The organism is Bradyrhizobium pachyrhizi, assembly GCF_029714545.1.
GTDB classification, from domain to species: Bacteria; Pseudomonadota; Alphaproteobacteria; order Rhizobiales; family Xanthobacteraceae; genus Bradyrhizobium; species Bradyrhizobium pachyrhizi.
Genome location: NZ_CP121667.1, coordinates 8,768,228 through 8,787,207, shown reverse-complemented (window position 1 = coordinate 8,787,207; position 18,980 = coordinate 8,768,228). Strand labels below are relative to the sequence as shown.

Sequence of the window (18,980 nt, the reverse complement as noted above, 5' to 3'; positions counted from 1 at the left end):
CGGTATCGTCATTGCGAGCCACCGGTCGGCGCGGCGGGGGAGAGGTGAGACGCTCTCGAGTCTCGACATGAGTGCGTGTCTGCCTTGGGTGGTTCACAAGGCGACGCAAGTCTGCGTCGCCGGGGGCGTCGGGTTGCGACGTATTAACCCGATGAGCAAATGAGCGCTTCCGTCGTCGGGCAATTCAGATGTTCAATTCCGTCCGTCTCCCCCGATCGAGGGGCGCTTCGCGGTCGTCACGAACGTGGGTCGAGATGCGGTGGAGCCGATGCGCAGTCGACGAATGCGCATGACTCGGACAATTTATGTCGCGAGAATACGGATGTATGACCCGCCGGCCGCGCTACACACTCAATGTCGTCCTGGCGAAAGCCAGGACCCATAACCACCGGCTTTGGTTGTCAGAAGGATCGTGGCCCCAGCGTCGCGCAACAATTCGCATTCGGGGTAATGGGTCCTGGCTTTCGCCAGGACGACGATCGTGTGTGGCATCCGCACTGTCATCGCCCGGTTCGACCGGGCGACCCAGTACGCCGCGGCTTCTCGGCTCAAGCATAGGCATCTCTGGAATACTGGATCACCCGCATGCGCATGCGCGGGTGATGACACCGCGCTGCTTGACGTCTTGACTCGCAAGCCATCCCCGCCGGCGTCCTGGCGAGAGCCGGACCCATTACCCCGAATGGCCATTGTTGAGCGGTGCTGGAACGACGAGCCCCTTTCACAACATCCGCCGCGGCGTATGGGTCCCGGCCTTCGCCGGGACGACGGCGGTGGGTGTGGCGCGAGCTGGCGTTCTTTCTTCCTTCAGGAAGGATCGCAAATCACACCTTCTGCTTGGCCGCGGCCTTCGCAAGATCCGGCGCATTCACAGCGGGGATCGCGACGCGGCCGGGGCCGGTTTGTTGAAGCGCGGCGGCGGCCTTGTCGTTCTGCATGATCTTGGCCATCACAGCCTGGCCGGCGCGTTCGAACACGGCGCGGTTGTCGATCAGGAACTGGCGCGACTTGCGCAGGCCGTCGATATAGCCGTTGATCTCGGGCACGACATAGCGCGCGACCAAGTCCCAGCTGCGGCGGGTGTTTTCCGGATTGGCCCAGTCGTGCGCGAAGCCGATGATCGAGCCGACGCCGCCCGACACATCGACCAGATTCTTGATCATCTTGATCAGATCGTCCGGCGTGCCGATGGTGGACGCGGCGCCTTCGACGAAGGCGGTCTTGTCGACGGCCTCGTCCGGCGAGGAGAACGCGGTCAGGCCCGGCCGCATCAGGGTGCCGACGTTATATTCGTTGTGCCAGCGCATCAGCCCGGCGCCGGCCTCGCGCCGCGCCTGTTCGCGGGTCTCGGCGATGTGCCAGGACAGCAGCACGCGCCAGTTGGCGCGGCTCACCGTGGTGCCGGCCTTCTTGGCGGCGTCCTCGGCGAACTGCCATTGCTGCGGCAGCGCCATCAGGCCCTGGGTCGACATCGAGCCGAGCGAGATGATGCCGATTCCGTATTTGCCGGCGAGCGTCATGCCCGAGGGCGAGATCTGCGAGGCCACGACGAACGGCATGTCCTCCTGCAGCGGCAGGATCTGCAGCGCGGCGTCGTGCATCTCAAACCAGTCGGTCTTGGCGGTGACGCGCTCGCCGTTGAACAGGCGGCGGATCACCGCGATCGCCTCGTCCTGGCGGTCGCGCTGAGTCATCGGGTCGATGCCGAGCGTATGGGCGTCGGAGGCGAGCGCACCGGGACCGGAGCCGAAGATGGCGCGGCCGCCGGTCATGTGGTCGAGTTGCACCATGCGCTGCGCCACGTTGAAGGGGTGATGATAGGGCAGCGAGATCACGCCGGTGCCGAGCTTGATGCGCTTGGTGCGCTCGCCGGCGGCGGCCAGGAACATTTCCGGCGAGGCGATGGTCTCCCAGCCCGAGGAGTGATGCTCGCCGCACCAGAATTCGTCGTAACCGAGCGCGTCGAGCTGCTCGACGAAATCGAGGTCGCGGCGGAATTGCAGCATCGGATGCTCGCCGATCGGGTGATGCGGGGCGAGGAAGGCTCCGAACTTGAGGCGCGCCATGGGTCGTTCTCTCCGGACTATTGTTATCGGGGGCTTTCCGCCAACCTACGGGGTGGCCCGGGGCAAGGCAATGCTCGGGGGTTGCGGCGGTCGCATGGTTGTTGCGCAAATCGGCGGCGATTGCCGCCGTCCGGAATGTTTCCCAGCGCGTCAACGCAAATTGGCAGCCGGGGCTCGAGCGTCTGTGATCCCGGGCTTACCTCGCAGGTAATCGAAGCGATGACCGGAATCTGCTGATGTCCGCCGTAACATCATTTCGGGCAGGACAGGACATGCACCAGATCGTTTCGACGCGAGCGGATACGTCCCGCCGCTGGTGGGTGCTGGCGATCGTGGTGTCGGCGCAGTTCATGTTCGGTGTCGATGCCTTCATCGTCAACGTCGCGATCCCGACGATCGCGGCGGAGCTGCACGCGACGCCGGCGCAGATCGAGGCCGTGATCGCGATCTACCTGATCGCCTATGCCACGCTGGTGGTCACCGGCGGCCGGCTTGGCGACATCCATGGCACCAGGAATGTGTTCATCGCCGGCGTCGCCGGGTTCTCGGTGACCTCGCTGTGGTGCGGTCTCGCGCAGTCCGGGCCCGAGCTCATCGTCGCGCGGCTCGCGCAGGGCGCAACCGCGGCGCTGATGGTGCCGCAGGTGCTGGCGACGCTGCATCTGTTGTTCTCAGACGCCGCCCGCGCGCGGGCGTTCGGCATCTACGGCATCGTGCTGGGACTTGCGGGCGCCGCAGGCTTCATGCTCGGCGGCGTGCTGGTGACGCTCGACCTCGCCGGGCTCGGCTGGCGCGCAGTGTTCTTCGTCAACGTGCCGTGCGGTGTCATCATTATCGCGGCGGCGCTGAAGATCATGCCGACGGTGCCGCGCCGCGCCGGCACGCGGCTCGATATCCCGGGCGCGATCGTGCTGTTCGCGGGCCTGTTGTGCCTGATCGGTCCGCTGCTGTTTGGCCATGATTTCGGCTGGACGGCATGGGTCTGGCTGGTGATGACAGTGGGCATCGCTGTGATCGCGACCTTCGTGCGGCTCGAGCGGGCCGTCGCGCGCCGCGGCGGCATGCCGCTGATCGATCTGTCGCTGCTGTCGGATAGCGCCTTCATGCGCGGGCTGGTCGCGGTGTTTTTCTTCTTCTTCGCCAACCTGTCCTTCTACCTCATCATGACCATGTTCATGCAGAAGGGCTTGCAGATTCCGCCGCTACAGGCCGGGCTGGTGTTCGTGCCGCTGGCGCTGACCTTCGTGGTTGCCTCGCGTCACAGCGGCGTGCGCGCCAGGCATCGCGGCACGCTGGTGCTGATCGAGGGCTGTGCGCTGCAGATCGTCGGTCTCGCCGTGCTCGTCGCGACGATTGAGGTGGTCGCGGCACCTTCGGCACTGCTGCTCGCGCTGGTGCTGATGATCTTCGGCTACGGCCAGGGGCTCGTCATGGCGCCATTGTCGAGCGCGGTGCTCGCGAGCGTGCAGCCCGCGAGCGCCGGTGCCGGCTCCGGCATGTACGGTACGACGACGCAGATCGGCAACGCGGCCGGCGTCGCCGCGATCGGCGCAGTCTTCTTCGCAATCGAGAGCACGATGTCAGCACGTCTGGCGCTGTTTGCGGCATGCGCATTGTTTGTGCTGTCGATCGCCATTTCAGCCGCATTTCTGTCATGGATGCGCCGCGCCACCCCTTGAAATCCGGCTGCACGCGGCGCGCATTCCTGAAAAGTTGGTGCTCAAACAAGGTGCTACGGCAACTATTTCGGCCGGCCCGCGGCGCGATCACGCATTAACGCCGATTCTCACAATTCCGCAGGGAAAGACAGCACACGGCCTTTTCATTTTGCAGTGCAGCAATTATCTGATCGGGTGACACAGAAAACTAAATCACCTCAGGAGTTGCTGTTGTCCCTGATCAACAACGTCGAATTTCTGCGTCATCTGCCGAAGATGAACGCGTTCAGCGGCCTTGGCGCACTCGCGCCGGCCGCGCCGACGCCGCTCGTCGAGACGACCGAATTCGGCGTCAACCCCGGCGATCTGAAAATGTTCTCGTTCGTGCCCGCGCAGCTGGCGCGGTCGCCCGCGCTCGTCGTGGTGCTGCATGGCTGCGGCCAGACCGCCGCGTCCTACGATCTCGGCGCCGGCTGGTCGGCGCTTGCGGCGCATTACGGCTTCGCGCTGCTGATGCCGGAGCAGCAGGCGTTGAACAACGGCAACACCTGCTTCAACTGGTTCAACCCGCAAGACATCGCGCGCGGGCAGGGCGAGGCCGCTTCGATCAGGCAGATGATCGCGCATATGGTCGGCACGCATGAGATCGACCCGCGGCGGGTCTATGTGACGGGACTGTCCGCCGGCGGCGCGATGGCCTCGGCCATGCTCGCGACCTATCCGGATGTGTTCGCGGCCGGCGCCATCATCGCCGGCCTGCCGTTCGGCGTCGCCACCGATCTGCGCGAAGCGCTGCACGCGATGATGCATGGCAGCGCGCTGTCCGCGCCCGAGCTCGGCGGTCTCGTGCGCAACGCGTCCACGCATGGCGGCGCATGGCCGAAGATTTCGGTGTGGCACGGCAGCGCCGACCGCACCGTGCATCCCGGCAATGCCGATGCGATCGTCCGGCAGTGGCTCGACGTGCACGGCCTGCCGCTTGCTGCGATGTCGACGGCGGATGTCGACGGCCATCCGCGCGAGGTGTGGTGGAACGCCGACGGCGAAACGCTGGTCGAGTCCTACACTATCGCCGACATGGCGCATGGCACGCCGCTCGGGCTTGCCGACAACGACGAGCGCTATGGCGTGGAGGGCGCGTTCCTGATCGAGGCCGGGATCTCCTCGTCCTATCACATCGCGAGCTTCTTCGGCCTGACCGACAAGGTCCGTCAGCCGCATATCGCGCCGACTGGAATTCCGCGCGAGCGCGCCGACACGGTCTCGATGACGGTACCGGTGCCCGCGGCCGAACCGGAGGTGGCATCGGGCCGCAAGAGCGATCGGCCGCGCAAGCGACGGAGCAAAGGTGTCGATGTCGGCGGCGTCATCACGCGGGCGCTCACCGCCGCGGGGCTGATGAAGTAGCTACATCTCGCCGGTCAGAAACGGATTCGTCATCCGCTCCTGGCCGATGCTCGATCCGGCGCCATGGCCGCAGATGAAGCCGACATCGTCGCCGAGCGGCAGCAGCTTGTCCTTGATCGACTGGATCAGCGTCGGATGGCTGCCCCCGGGCAAGTCGGTGCGTCCGACCGAGCCGGCGAACAGCACGTCGCCGACATGGGCGAAGCGCAGCTCCTTGTTGAAGAACACCACGCTGCCCGGTGAGTGGCCGGGGCAGTGCAGGATGTCGAAGGTGAGATCGCCGATCGAGACCTGATCGCCCTCGTCGAGCCAGCGGTCTGGCCCGAAATTGCGCACCCCGGCCATGCCGAAGCGCGCGCCGCTCGAGACGACATTGTCGAGCAGATATTTGTCGGCGATATGCGGGCCCTCGATCTTGACCTGGAGCGCGTCGCGCAGTTCGGCGGCGCCGCCGACATGGTCGATATGACCGTGGGTCAGCCAGATCTTCTCGACCGTCACGCCGGTCTGCTTGATCGCGGCCTGGATCTTCGGCACGTCGCCGCCCGGGTCGATCACCACGGCCTTCTTGGTGGGCTCGTGCCAGATGATGGTGCAGTTCTGCTCGAACAGCGTCACGGGCACGATGATCGCGCCGGCCTTCGGCTTGGTGTCGGTTGTCTCGTTCATGGGGGCACCATAGGCTTCCGGCAAACGCCGTCAACACGCGCCGGAAATGCGGCCGCCCCGGCGTGTGATCCCAAAACGGACCGTGATAAGGTCACCTCCAGCAGAACAAGTTCGTGAGCAGGCCGGTACGCGGCTGCTCTCGATCATGATTCAAGTCCTCGCAGTCCGGAACTTCATGACCCAGGCTTCCAAATCACCGCTCGGCGGACCCCGGACCACCGCGCGCGCCTTCTTCGTTGCGGACCGCATCAACACGTCGGGCCTCGAGCGCGGCGACGTGCTGGCCACGACGCCGCTGGCGTTTCGCGTCAATGAAAATGGCGTGGCGATCCTGTTCCGCTACGGCGTCGTCGTGCTGATCGGCCTCAATGCGCTGGAGGAGGATGAATTCCTGCGCAGCCTGCAGTCGCGCATGACCGGCCTGTTCACGCGGCGCGAGGAAGAGATCGCAATCATCGAGCTCGCCGCCGAGAAGGAGGATCAGATTCCGCCGGGCGGCCCGATCTATCTGCAAGGCCTCTCGCCGGAGCGGCTGATCCTCGTCGGCGAGGCGTTGGCGAAAAGCGTGGTGCTGGCGCGGCACGAGCGCGAGGTCCGGGCAGTCTTCGATACGACCGAGCCGCTTGCACGAGAGCTCGCCAAGGGCGGCCGCGTCCATCGCGGCCGCGTTGCGATCCTCAAGCACATCGGCAACGCGCTGCTGGTGCGGCATCGCGTGGCCGGGCCGGTCGAGGTGTCGGAGAAGCCCGATATCCTCTGGGACAAGCCGCAGCTCGAGCGCCTCTATGCCCGGCTCGAGGACGAGTATGAATTGAAGGAACGTGCGGAGTCGCTGAACCGCAAGCTCGCGGTCGTCGCCGAAACCGCGCAGGTGCTGACCGACATCATCGACACCGGCCGCTCGCTGCGGCTGGAGCTGATCATCGTCTTCCTGATCCTGTTCGAGGTGCTGATCACCATCTATCAGCTGGCGATGGCCCGGCATTGAACCGGCTATAGCGGCTGAATCCGGCCATCTTTCCGTCCCGAATTGTGCGTCATCCCTGAACCGATCGGCCGCTCCGGGCGCGGAGCGGCCTGGGCCGGGCTGCGAGCTTGGGGGGACGGGATGGATCAGGACAACAGGGACTGGTGGCGACGCGGCATTTTCTATCAGGTCTATCCGCGCTCGTTCGCGGATAGCGACGGTGACGGCGTCGGCGATCTCAAGGGGATCATCACGCGGCTGCCCTATCTGACGCGGCTCGGCGTCGACGCGGTCTGGCTGTCGCCGATCTTCCCGTCGCCGATGGCCGATTTCGGTTACGATATCTCCGATTACACCGGCATCGACCCGCTGTTCGGGACGATGGAGGATTTCGACGCGCTGGTCGCGGCCGCGCACGATTCCGGTCTCAAGCTGATCCTCGATCTGGTGCCGAACCACACATCCGACCAGCATCCCTGGTTCATCGAGGCGAAGAGCTCGCGCGACAATCCCAAGCGAGACTGGTACATCTGGCGCGATCCGGCGCCGGACGGCGGCCCGCCCAACAACTGGCTGTCCGAGTTCGGCGGCAGCGCCTGGGCGTATGACGAGACCTCAGGCCAATACTATTATCGCGCCTTCCTCGCGCAGCAGCCCGATCTCAACTGGCGCAATCGCGAGGTCAGGGACGCGATCTACGACGTGATGCGCTTCTGGCTGCGCAAGGGCGTCGACGGTTTTCGCGTCGACGTGATCTGGCACCTGATCAAGGATGCCGACTTCCGCGATAACCCGGCAAACCCGCATTATCGCGAGGGCCGGCCGCCGCACGAGAAGCTGCTGACGCAATATTCGACCGATCAGCTCGAGGTGCACTCCGTCATCACCGAGATGCGCGGCGTCACCGAGGAATTCGACAACCGCGTGCTGATCGGCGAGATCTATCTGCCGCTGCATCGGCTGGTCGCCTATTACGGCAACGATCTGCGCGGCGCGCAGATGCCGTTCAACTTCGCGCTGCTGTCGACCTTGTGGAGCGCGCGCGCGGTCGAGATGATCATCGCCGACTACGAAAAGGCGCTGCCGCCGGGCGCGTGGCCGAACTGGGTGCTCGGCAATCACGACCGGCCGCGGGTGGCGAGCCGGGTGGGGCCGGCGCAGGCGCCGGTCGCCGCGATGCTGCTGCTGACGCTGCGCGGCACGCCGACGCTCTATTATGGCGACGAGATCGGCATGCGCCAGGTTGCGATCGCGCCGGATCAGGTGCGCGATCCCTTCGAGAAGAACGTGCCTGGCATCGGCGTCGGCCGCGACGGCTGCCGTACGCCGATGCAATGGAGCGCCGAGCGCCATGCCGGCTTCTCGACGGCTCCGCCGTGGCTGCCGCTGGCGCAGGATTTTGCCAGCGACAATGTCGCAAGCCTCGAGGCGGAGCCGGCGTCGATCCTCAATCTCTACAAGGCGCTGATCGCGCTGCGGCGAAGGCTGCCGCAGCTCATCCATGGCAGCTATGAGCCGGTGGCGGCGCACGGCGATGTGCTGCTCTACCGGCGGCGCAGCACTGAGGGCGTCGCCGTGATCGCGCTGAATTTCGGCGCGGCGCCGGCGTCGGTCTCGTCGAGCGCGATCGGCTTCAGCAACGAGGTTCTGCTGTCGACCTTGATGGACCGGCAGGGCGAGAAGGTCGAAGGCGTGCTCGATCTACGCGCCAATGAGGGCGTGATCCTTGGGCCGCATCAGGACGATTGACGCCGCGTGCGGGGCTCGTTGGTATCGATGTCGCTGCGCTTGAGCAGATAATCGAGCCCGCCGACCCGGTACCAGCGATAGCCGTAGGCCTCGATCAGAAGCTTGTGGCGACCGGCATCGTCGGCGCGGCTGTGGTCCTCGGTCAGGAGATTGACGAGGAGATTGCCGGCATCGTCGGGCAGCCCGACGTCGAAGGATATCTCGAGCGGCTTTTCCGCGAAATTGTGCACGAACAGCACCGAGTTGTTACGCCAGTCGTACCGGATGATCAGGATGGCGGGATTTCGGCTTGCGATGACCTTGAAATCTCCCCAGCCGACTTCGGGGACTTCCTTGCGCATCCGGACGATGCGCTCGGTCCAATTCAGCATCGAATTGGGATCGCGCCGTTGCTTGGCCGCGTTGACGTGCTCATAGCCGTACGGTCCATTGTCGATGACGGGCACACATGGCCGGTCGCTTTCGGTGAAGCCGGCGTGGGGCTCGGTCGACCATTGCATCGGCGTGCGCGCGCAACTGCGTTCGGGCAGGTCGAGATTGTCGCCCATGCCGAGTTCGTCGCCGTAGCGGATCACGGGCGTGCCGGGAAGCGTGCACATCACGCTGTAGGCGAGCTCGATGCGTCGGCGGTCGCCGCCCAGCATGGGCGCAAGCCGTCGCCGGATGCCGCGGTCGTAGAGCTGCATGCTCTTGTCGGGACCGAATGCCTCGAACACCGTCTCGCGCTGCGGCTTGGAGAGGCGGCCGAGGTCGAGTTCATCGTGATTGCGCAGGAACAAGCCCCATTGTGCGGTCGCGGGCCGTGGCTTGGTCGCCGTCAAGGCCTTCGCCAACGGCTTCGTATCCGCCGACGCCAACGCGTAGAACAGATGCTGATTGACATGGAAGTTGAACATCATGTGCATTCGGTCGCCGTCACGCCCGAAATATTCCATGTCCGTCTCAGGCAATACGTTGGCTTCGGCGAGGATGATGGCGTTGCCCTGGCGCCATTGCAGGAATTCCCGAAACGATCGCAGCATGTCGTACTGCTCGACCGGCTTGCGCCTGGAGGCGCCCTTGGTCGCGATCACGAAGGGCACGGCGTCCATGCGGAAGCCCGAGACGCCGAGCTGGATCCAGAACCCCATGATCTTGAGGATCTCGGCCTGCACATGCGGGTTCGATGTGTTGAGGTCCGGCTGGAAATCGTAGAAGCGATGGAAGTACCAGGCGCCGGCTTGCTTGTCGCGCGTCCAGGTCGATTTCTGAACGCCGGGAAATACCATGCCGGTATTGGCATTGGCAGGCTTCTTGTCCGACCAGACATACCAGTCGCGGTACGGCGAGTCCTTCGAGCCGCGCGCTGATCGAAACCAGGCGTGCTGATCCGAGGTATGATTGACGACGAGGTCGATGATGACGCGGATGCCGCGCTGTTGGCAGCCATGGGTAAATTCAACGAAGTCGCCCAGCGTGCCGTAGCGCGGATCGACGTCGTAATAATCCGAGATGTCGTAGCCATCGTCCCTGTTGGGCGAAGGCTGAAACGGCATCAGCCAGATCGCGGTGATGCCGAGCCCGTGCAAATAGTCCAGGCGCCGGAGCAGGCCGCTGAAATCACCGATGCCATCGCCGTTGGCATCCATGTAGGTGCCAACCGACAGGCAGTAGATCACTCCGTTCTTGTACCAGAGGTCGTCGATCACCAGGCAATCCTCTCCAGTCCCACCCGTGACGGCGGCCGGGAGGATAAGCGGTGAGGCGGCGACGGGTTCCTGTGGAGCGCCGTCCCGCAAGGGAGCCGGACGACGCTCCGTGCCGGCTGACTACCGCTTGATCTGCGCCTTCAGCGTGTCCTCGACCACGCGATCGAACGATGAAGCCTTCGGCGCGCTCTTGCGGTGCTCGGCGACGTATTTGTCGCGCTTGGCGACCAGCTCGGCGAGCTTCTCGTTCAGCGCCTTGCGCTGGGTGATCTGCTTGTCGATCTCGGCGCTGCGCGCTTCCGGCTTCATGGCGCGGAGCTTGTCTGGCAGATCCTCCTTCCTGACCTTTGCCACATCGTTGCGGCCGGCCGCGACGTCGGCGACCAGATCACCGTCGCCGGTGACCGCCTCCGACGTCGCCTTGGCGCGCTTGTTGATGAAGCTTGCCATCTCCGACGCGCGGGCCGGCGAAGCCGCGGCGACGCTCGCCAGCTGCTGGGCCTTGGATTCCGTTCGCTTCTGCAGTGCGCGCGGACCGTAGGGAATCACGGTGCCGTTGATCTGGCGCTGCAGGATGATGATGTCCTCGTCGAACGGCGTTTCGATGGTCACGATCTGGCCGCCATCCTGCGGGATCGGGATGAACTCGCCGTTGCCGTTCTGCGCGATATCGCGCCACACCCGCTCGGTATCCTGAGCGTTGCCGGCGAGCACGGCGTTGACGACGATGTCGCGTTGCTTGGCGACGGCGAGCGTGACCGGGTATTTGGTGTCCTGCGCATAGTCCATGTGCGGCGGGGCGTCGCCGACCAGAAAAACGATGCGTGTGCTGTCGCGGCCTTGCGTCCACTGCATCTTGTTGACGGCGACGTCGAGCGCTTCGTTGACGCTCTCCGGCCAGTCGCCGCCGCCGCGCGCCTTCAATTCCAGCAGATTGCCGTAGAGATCCTGGATGTCGCGCGTCAGCTCGACCTTCCGGGTCACATAGTCGTCGCCGATGTCGCGATAGGCGACGAGGCCCATCCGGATATCGGCGTCGGGATTGGAATCGACGATTGCGGTCGCGATCGACCAGACCTTCCGTTTGGCGCCCTCGATCAATCCGCCCATCGAGCCGGTGGTATCGAGCACGAAGGCGACCTCGACCACCGGCTTGGCGATGGCCGATGACAGTCCGGCTGTTAGTGGCAGGGTTGCGAGAGCGAAGACGAACGAGCGAAGCGTGATGCGTGACCTCATGGGTCTCTCCTGCAGTGGTTTCGTCCCTCGGAACCAGGTTCCATCGGCTTCGCGGTGGCTTGAGGCCGGAATCAAGGCGCCTTCCTCGCGAATTTGCGGCCGATTCCCGCGCTGCCGCGCTCTATCGGCTGGAGCATGATCTTCGCGGAAAACCGGCTTCCACTTTTCCGGATCATGCTCTCGTGGAATCGGCTAATCTTCGCGCAATGGACTCATCCGCCCGCCAGATCGCGCTTGTGCCCGCGCCCGACCGACGCCAGTCAGAGACCGCGCTTGCGATCGCGCGCGGCACGGCGAGGCTTCTGAGATCGCTGGGATTTTCCTGCATCAGCGAATTGGCGCTGCCGTCCGGCCGAAGAGCCGATCTGGTCGCGCTGAACGAGCGCGGCGAGATCTGGATCGTTGAGATCAAGTCGTCGGTCGAGGATCTGCGTGCGGATCAGAAATGGCAGGACTACCGTATGCATTGCGACCGGCTGTTCTTCGCCTTCACGCAGGATCTGCCGTGCGAGATCTTCCCGGAGGACACCGGTTTGATCATCGCCGACGCCTATGGTGCCCATCTGCATTGCGAGGCGCCGGAGCATCGCCTGCCGGCGGCCACTCGCAAGGCGATGACGGTGCGCTTTGCCATGGCCGCGGCGCAGCGCATCAACCGCCTGGTCGATCCGCAGGGGCACGCCGAGTTTTAGAGCGAGCACGCGATCTTAACCCGTCATCCCCGCGCAAAGGCCTCGCCTTTGTCGCCGGAGGCGCGAGCGGAGCGAGCCTCGAAGGATGGTTCGGCCCGGCTGATGGGGAGCGAAGCGAAACCCATCACTTGTCGCCGCGGCGTGAAGTTGGTGGGTTTCGCTTCGCTTCGCTCTACCCACCCTACGAAGCGACGAAAAGCAAATGGCCGGGACGAGCCCGGCCATCGCGAAAACAAATGAAGCGTCGCTTAGCGCGGGGCGCGCTTGGCGAGGATGCGCTGCAAGGTACGGCGGTGCATGTTGAGACGGCGCGCGGTCTCCGAGACGTTGCGGTTGCACATCTCGTAGATGCGCTGGATGTGCTCCCAGCGCACGCGGTCCGCCGACATCGGATTGGCCGGCAGCTCGGACTTCTCGGTGCCGGTCGCGAGCAGCGCGGCGACGACGTCATCGGCGTCGGCGGGCTTCGAGAGATAATCGACGGCGCCCATCTTCACCGCGGTGACGGCGGTGGCGATGTTGCCGTAGCCGGTGAGCACGATCGCGCGCGCCTCGGGGCGCTTACGCTTCAACGCCGAAACGACGTCGAGGCCGTTGCCGTCGCCGAGGCGGAGGTCGACCACCGCGAAAGCGGGCGCGGCGCGGCCGATCTCGGCGAGACCATCAGATACCGTGTCGCATGACTTCACCGCGAAACCCCGCGTCTCCATCGCGCGCGACAGACGTTCCAGGAACGGCTTGTCGTCCTCGACGATGAGGAGCGAGCGGTCGGCATGGTCATTCAGTTCAGTGATGGCGTTCACGGTCCATTTTTCCCTGTGGCAGACACCAACAATATGGGGTTCTACCGTGGCGCTGCCAAGGCAGCCGAAAGTCGCGTGCTTGTCTGGAGAGAACAATGCATCCGTAATGCCAGAGTTGCGATTAAGAATCGTTCTCAGGATTCGGTTTCGTCGCCCGGCGCGGCTTCCTCGAAGCGCTCGCGCGGCCAGACGATCTGCACCACGGCGCCGTGATCGGGAAAGGTGCGATTGGTAAACGACACCTTGGCGCCGGTACGTTCCAGCAGCGTCCTTGCGATGAAAACGCCCAGACCGAGGCCCCCACGTGGGTTTTGGGCCTCATCCGCACCCCGGCGGCGTGACAGATACGGTTCGCCGATCCGCTTCAGCATGTCGGGCGCGATGCCCGGACCGTCGTCGGAGACGACGACCTCAACGGTCTCCGCGTTCCACCACGCGTTCACCTCGACGGTCTGGTGCGCGAAATCGACCGCATTTTCGAGAATGTTTCCGACGCCATAAAGGATCGCCGGATTGCGCGCGGCGACCGGTTCAGGCGTTGCTGCGACAGCAAGCCGCACCTTGATGTTGATGCCGAAATCGCGATGCGGCGCCACCGCCTCCTCGATCAGGGTCGACAGCTTCATGGTGTCGAACGGCGCACCGCTCGATGACAATTGCGCGATCTTGCTCAGGATGTCGCGGCAGCGCTGCGCCTGCTCGCGCAGGGTCTTGAGGTCGCCGGCGATCGCCTGGTCATGCACCGTCTTCTCGAGCTCGCGCGAGATCAGGAAGATCGTCGACAGCGGCGTGCCGAGTTCGTGCGCGGCAGCGGCGGCGAGGCCGTCGAGCTGGGTCAGATGCTGCTCGCGCGTCAGCACCAGTTCGGTCGCCGCGAGCGCGTCGGAGAGCTGGCGCGCCTCCTCGGTCACCTGGAATGCGTAAAGGCTGGTGACACCGATCGCGAGCAGGATCGAAAGCCAGACGCCGATCAGATAGATCGGCGGCAGCACCAAGGGATCGTCGGCATCCCAGGGCAGCGGCAGATGGTAGAAGAACAGCGCGGAGGCGCAGGCGACCGCAAGACAGCCGAGCGCGATCGTCAGCCGGATCGGCAGCACGGTGGCCGAGATCAGGACCGGCGCCAGGAACAGGAACGAGAACGGGTTCTGCAATCCGCCGGTGAAGTACAGGAGCCCGCCGAGCTCGACGATGTTGAACGCGAGCAGGGCCGCGGCATAGACCGGCTCCAGCCGCTGCATCGGGTTGAAGGCGATCTGCAGCGCCAGATTGAGCAGCGCCGAGAACGTCACGATGGTGACGCATGGAACGATCGGAACGTCGAATTCGAGTCCCTGCGCCACGATGAAGATGGCGACGAGCTGGCCGAGCGCGGCGAGCCAGCGCAGCCGCAGGATCGTATCCAGGCGGACATAGCGGCGGGGTTGGCGGAAATCGGAAGCGACGTCGGTCATGCCGGGACCTTAGCTGTGCCGTGGGCGGCGCACAAATTCGCGACTTAGCGCAACGATGCAGGGCAAGCCTTGCGCTTATTGTCGCAATGGCTCAATGACGGCCACATGCAACAGGTCGGGACAGGTCAGGCGCAATCGCCGGCGGTCGATCAGGGCGGATCGGCCGCGATCGACGTCGCGCATCTGGTCAAGGTCTACAAGACCACCCGCGCGGTCGACGACATTTCGTTCCGCATCGCGCGCGGCAGCATCACCGGCCTGCTCGGCGGCAACGGTGCCGGCAAGACCACGACGATCGCGATGATCATGGGCCTGGTGCTGCCGACCTCGGGCAGCGTCGAGGTGCTCGGTGCAAGAATCCCCGAGCAGCGCTACGACGTGCTCGGCCGGATGAACTTCGAAAGCCCCTATGTCGACATGCCGATGCGGCTCACGGTGCGGCAGAACCTGACCATTTTCGGCCGCCTCTATGCCGTGCAGCATTTGCGTGAGCGGATCGACCAGCTCGCCGACGATCTCGATCTCAAGGAATTCCTCGACCGCTCCAACGGCAAGCTCTCCGCCGGGCAGAAGACCCGCGTCGCGCTGGCGAAGGCGCTGATCAACGAACCCGATCTGCTGCTGCTCGACGAGCCGACCGCCTCGCTCGACCCGGATACCGCCGACTGGGTGCGGCAGCATCTCGAGACCTATCGCAAGACCCATAACGCGACCATCCTGCTGGCGTCACACAACATGCTGGAGGTCGAGCGCCTCTGCGACCGCGTCATCATCATGAAGCGCGGCAAGATCGAGGACGACGACAGCCCCGAGCGGATCATGGCGCGCTACAACCGCGACACGCTGGAAGAGGTGTTTCTCGACGTGGCGCGCGGCCGGGTGCGGGAAGGCGCGCCTGAGGGCACATCATGAGTGAACTCGTCAGCCAGCACCAGCACGCCATTTCACTGCAACGCATCAATGCGATGGTGCTGCGCTATTGGTATCTCCTGATGTCGTCGTGGCCGCGGCTGCTGGAGCTGGTCTACTGGCCGGCGTTGCAGATCATCACCTGGGGCTTCCTGCAGAATTACATCTCGCAGGCATCCGGCTTCTTCGCCAAGGCGGGCGGCACGCTGATCGGCGCCGTGATCCTGTGGGACATCCTGTTCCGGGGGCAGCTCGGCTTCTCGATCTCGTTCCTGGAGGAGATGTGGGCGCGCAACCTCGGCAACCTGATGATGAGCCCGCTGAAGCCGATCGAATTCCTGCTCTCGCTGATGATCATGAGCCTGATCCGGCTCGCCATCGGCGTGATCCCGATGACGCTGCTGGCGCTGTTCTTTTTCGGCTTCAACTTCTACGCCATCGGGCTGCCGCTGATCGCGTTCTTCTGCAATCTGATCTTCACGAGCTGGTCGGTCGGCGTGTTCGCCTCGGGCCTCGTGCTGCGCAACGGGTTAGGAGCGGAAAGCATCGTCTGGACGCTGATGTTCGCGGTGATGCCACTCGCCTGCATCTATTATCCGGTCGAGGTGCTGCCGGCGTGGCTGCAAGCTGTCGCCTGGACGTTGCCGCCGACCTATGTGTTCGAAGGCATGCGCTCGCTGCTGATCGATCACGTCTTCCGCGCCGACCTGATGGCGTGGGCGCTGGTCATCAACGCGGTCCTGTTCGCTGCCTCTTTTGCGATCTTCCTTGCCCTTTTGCAGAGCGCCAAGCGCAACGGGTCGCTGCTCGGCGGTGGTGAATAAATGTCACTTTCCCGTGGATTCTCGGCCTTTTAGCCCGATATCGCCCCCAGATTCGGCTCGCGGCGCATTGACGCATTGTTACGCATTGGTCAGTATGCTGCGGCGCAAAACAGGGGTCTGAAAATACTATGCCCATCGGTGAATTTGGCGGTGCCCCGCCACTAGCGGCGGAAGGCAGCCCGGCACTCACGACGCCGTTGTACTGGATGTACGAGATGGCGCATGCGTCGCTCAATCCGGTGCGCGCGGTGACCGACGCCACCAAGATCCTGTTTCAGAACCCGCTCAATCCGTGGACGCACACCGAGTTCGGCAAATCGATCGCCGCCGGCTGTGAGCTGTTCGAGCGCACCACGCGCCGCTACGGCAAGCCCGAATGGAACCTGCCGACCACCGAGGTCAACGGCATCCGTACCCCGGTCGAGGTTCGCTCGATCTGGGAAAAGCCGTTCTGCCGCCTGCTGCATTTCGATCGCAAGTTGACCCGTCCGCTGCGCTCGCCGCAGCCGCGCGTGCTGATCGTGGCGCCGATGTCGGGCCACTATGCGACGCTGCTGCGCGGCACGGTCGAGGCGTTCCTGCCGACGCATGAGGTCTACATCACCGACTGGGCCGATGCGCGCATGGTGCCACTCGCGGCCGGCCGGTTCGATCTCGAGGATTATGTCGATTACCTGATCGAGATGCTGCACGCGCTCGGTGGCAATATGCACGTCATCGCGGTGTGCCAACCTTCGGTGCCTGTCGTGGCAGCCGTTTCGGTGATGGAAGCCAATAACGATCCGTTCGTGCCGCTGTCGATGACGCTGATGGGCGGCCCGATCGACACCAGGCGCAATCCGACCGCGGTCAACAACCTCGCGGAAGAGCGCGGCATCGAGTGGTTCCGCAACAATGTCATCACCAAAGTGCCGTTCCCGCATCCTGGCGTGATGCGTGACGTCTATCCGGGCTTCCTGCAGCTCAACGGCTTCATCAGCATGAACCTCGACCGGCACATGGACGCGCACAAGGCGCTGTTCGCCAATCTGGTCAAGGGTGACGGCGATCTCGTCGACAAGCACCGCGAATTCTATGACGAGTATCTCGCGGTGATGGATCTCACCGCCGAATATTACCTGCAGACCGTCGACCTCGTTTTCGTCAAGCACGCGCTGCCAAAGGGCGAGATGACCCATCGCGGCAAGCCGGTCGATCCGTCGAAGATCCGCCGCGTCGCGCTGATGACGGTCGAAGGCGAGAAGGACGACATCTCAGGTCTTGGCCAAACCGAGGCGACGCACGCGCTCTGCACCGCGATCCCGAACCATCGCCGGGTGCATTACGTGCAGAAGGGCGTCGGGCACTATGGCGTGTTCAACGGTTCGCGTTTCCGGTCCGAAATCGTGCCGCGAATCTCCGATTTCATGGTTTCGGCGGCCAATACGCGGCTTTCCCTGGTCGCTGCAGCCGAATAGGTATCGCCCCGGCCGCGATTTTCGCGGTCGCACAAGTCACTGATTTAACTAAAAGAATCTCAAATCAGAGTGGGCTCAAAGGATGAATATAATTTCATTCTTTGGGCCTTTTTCGTAATCTTGATTCATCGGAAAAATTCGGGTTCCAGCCCCTGCCTGTAGAGGTCAATTAACGTCCAGCCCCTGTATATTGGGCAAATGATTTGTTTTTGCGCCGAGCGCTTTCCCTGGCGGCGGATATGGCAAAGTTCGGGCGAACTCCTGCTCCCCGGACTCTCAGAAATGGCTACTCGCGCGCTCCTCTATCGGCGGCCTGCCGAACCCGCGACCGTATTGGTCAGACACGGCTCCCAGTTCTTCACCGTCAGGTTGCGCCGGCACAGGCGCGCGCGCCGTTACACACTCAGGATACATCCGACCGATCGTGAAGCGATCCTGACGATGCCGCCGCGCGGCACGATTCCGGAAGCCAAGGACTTCGCCAATCTCCATGGCGGCTGGATCGCCGCCCGTCTCGGCCGTCTGCCGAAGGCCGCGCCGTTCCAGCCCGGCACCGTCGTGCCGTTGCGCGGCGTGCCGCATCGCCTGGTGCACCGCTCGGGCGAGCGCGGCACGGTGTGGACCGAGACGCGCGACAGCGGCGAGAAGATCATTTGCGTCGCCGGCGGCGTCGAGTACATGGATCGCCGCGTGCACGACTTCCTCAAGCGCGAGGCGCGCAAGGACCTGCAGAAGGCGGCGCAGCTTCATGCCGCGGAACTCGGCGTGCGGGTACGCCGGATCTCGATCCGCGATCAGTCCAGCCGCTGGGGCTCGTGCACCTCGGCGGGTTCGCTGTCGTTCTCGTGGCGGCTGATCCTGGCGCCGCCCTTCGTGCTCGATTACCTCGCCGCGCATGAGGTCGCTCATCTCGTCGAGATGAACCACTCGGCGCGGTTCTGGCGGGTGGTCGACAAGGTCTGCGCGTCGGTGACGCGCGCCAAGCACTGGCTCGATACCTACGGCAACGACCTGCACCGCTACGGGATTCAGGAGTAGGGCGCAGCAGCGCCGGTCTACCGAACCTACGCACTGTCTTCGCCGCCTCCTATCACCGCCCGCGAAAGCGGGCGATCCAGTATTCCGGAGGCATTCGTGTTCAACCGATAGGCCACGGCGTACTGGATCCCCCGCATGCCCGGGGGATGACGGCTTGAACATAAATGAAAGGCGCGGTGCGTAGCCCGGATGGAGCGCAGCGCAATCCGGGGCAGCTCTCATTGGTGGGGTGACTGGTCCCGGATTTCGCTTCGCTTCATCCGGGCTACGAATTGATCTGATTTGTCGGACTAAAGCGCGATGAGTTAGGTTGAATCGTCATCGCGCCTTAGCTCTTTGTTTGAGCATGATCTTTTCGGA

At 64.2% G+C, this 18,980-nt stretch carries 15 protein-coding genes; 9 read left to right on the top strand and 6 right to left on the bottom strand.

Features of this window, described 5'->3' with window-relative positions; translation table 11 throughout:
• Positions 1-824 precede the first annotated feature (824 nt).
• Positions 825-2,066, bottom strand: coding sequence for an LLM class flavin-dependent oxidoreductase (locus QA639_RS41415; RefSeq protein WP_050383358.1), 1,242 nt, complete (start codon positions 2,064-2,066; stop codon positions 825-827).
• A 272-nt stretch (positions 2,067-2,338) separates the two neighbouring features.
• On the opposite strand from QA639_RS41415, the gene QA639_RS41410 reads away from it, so the two are divergent.
• Both QA639_RS41410 and QA639_RS41405 read left to right on the top strand, forming a co-directional pair.
• Positions 2,339-3,745: an MFS transporter gene (locus QA639_RS41410; RefSeq protein ID WP_157342565.1), complete on the top strand. Its 1,407-nt coding sequence runs from the start codon at positions 2,339-2,341 to the stop codon at positions 3,743-3,745.
• 210 nt (positions 3,746-3,955) lie between these two features.
• On the top strand, positions 3,956-5,131 hold the full coding sequence (locus tag QA639_RS41405; protein WP_198400123.1) for an extracellular catalytic domain type 1 short-chain-length polyhydroxyalkanoate depolymerase: 1,176 nt from the start codon (positions 3,956-3,958) through the stop codon (positions 5,129-5,131).
• Here the strand turns inward: QA639_RS41405 and QA639_RS41400 are convergent, their stop codons facing one another.
• Entirely contained in the window at positions 5,132-5,800 is a 669-nt protein-coding gene (locus QA639_RS41400) for an MBL fold metallo-hydrolase (protein ID WP_028335605.1), read from the bottom strand.
• Between the two features lie 175 nt (positions 5,801-5,975).
• Here QA639_RS41400 and QA639_RS41395 point away from each other — a divergent pair, with 175 nt between their 5' ends.
• Complete coding sequence (locus QA639_RS41395; protein WP_028335606.1) at positions 5,976-6,788, top strand: RMD1 family protein; 813 nt, start codon at positions 5,976-5,978, stop codon at positions 6,786-6,788.
• A 120-nt stretch (positions 6,789-6,908) separates the two neighbouring features.
• Entirely contained in the window at positions 6,909-8,516 is a 1,608-nt protein-coding gene (locus QA639_RS41390; protein ID WP_283088908.1) for an alpha-amylase family glycosyl hydrolase, read from the top strand.
• Here the strand turns inward: QA639_RS41390 and QA639_RS41385 are convergent.
• Positions 8,504-10,204 carry an alpha-amylase family protein gene (locus QA639_RS41385; protein ID WP_283088907.1) on the bottom strand — a complete coding sequence of 567 codons (1,701 nt, stop codon included), beginning with the start codon at positions 10,202-10,204 and terminating at the stop codon, positions 8,504-8,506. The genes QA639_RS41390 and QA639_RS41385 overlap by 13 nt on opposite strands.
• A gap of 120 nt (positions 10,205-10,324) precedes the next feature.
• Positions 10,325-11,443, bottom strand: coding sequence for a vWA domain-containing protein (locus tag QA639_RS41380; protein WP_157342560.1), 1,119 nt, complete (start codon positions 11,441-11,443; stop codon positions 10,325-10,327).
• A gap of 206 nt (positions 11,444-11,649) precedes the next feature.
• On the opposite strand from QA639_RS41380, the gene QA639_RS41375 reads away from it, so the two are divergent.
• A complete protein-coding gene (locus QA639_RS41375; protein ID WP_283088906.1) occupies positions 11,650-12,135 on the top strand; it encodes an MmcB family DNA repair protein in 486 nt (161 codons plus the stop codon).
• Between the two features lie 248 nt (positions 12,136-12,383).
• On the opposite strand, the gene QA639_RS41370 is transcribed toward QA639_RS41375, so the two are convergent.
• Positions 12,384-12,938, bottom strand: a complete 555-nt coding sequence (locus tag QA639_RS41370; RefSeq protein ID WP_016845514.1) for an ActR/PrrA/RegA family redox response regulator transcription factor — start codon at positions 12,936-12,938, stop codon at positions 12,384-12,386.
• 134 nt (positions 12,939-13,072) lie between these two features.
• Positions 13,073-14,392, bottom strand: coding sequence for an ActS/PrrB/RegB family redox-sensitive histidine kinase (locus QA639_RS41365; RefSeq protein WP_050383352.1), 1,320 nt, complete (start codon positions 14,390-14,392; stop codon positions 13,073-13,075).
• 105 nt (positions 14,393-14,497) lie between these two features.
• On the opposite strand from QA639_RS41365, the gene QA639_RS41360 reads away from it, so the two are divergent.
• The 4 genes from QA639_RS41360 to QA639_RS41345 all read left to right on the top strand — a co-directional run bounded on the left by QA639_RS41360 (position 14,498) and on the right by QA639_RS41345 (position 18,620).
• The gene (locus QA639_RS41360; protein ID WP_283088905.1) at positions 14,498-15,304 is read left to right on the top strand and encodes an ABC transporter ATP-binding protein; all 807 of its coding nucleotides are present in this window, start codon (positions 14,498-14,500) and stop codon (positions 15,302-15,304) included.
• Complete coding sequence (locus tag QA639_RS41355; RefSeq protein WP_028335614.1) at positions 15,301-16,125, top strand: ABC transporter permease; 825 nt, start codon at positions 15,301-15,303, stop codon at positions 16,123-16,125. The genes QA639_RS41360 and QA639_RS41355 overlap by 4 nt, the downstream gene beginning before the upstream one ends.
• A gap of 128 nt (positions 16,126-16,253) precedes the next feature.
• Positions 16,254-17,582, top strand: a complete 1,329-nt coding sequence (locus QA639_RS41350; protein WP_028341465.1) for a polyhydroxyalkanoate depolymerase — start codon at positions 16,254-16,256, stop codon at positions 17,580-17,582.
• A 198-nt stretch (positions 17,583-17,780) separates the two neighbouring features.
• A complete protein-coding gene (locus tag QA639_RS41345; RefSeq protein WP_283088904.1) occupies positions 17,781-18,620 on the top strand; it encodes a M48 family metallopeptidase in 840 nt (279 codons plus the stop codon).
• Positions 18,621-18,980: the final 360 nt, after the last annotated feature.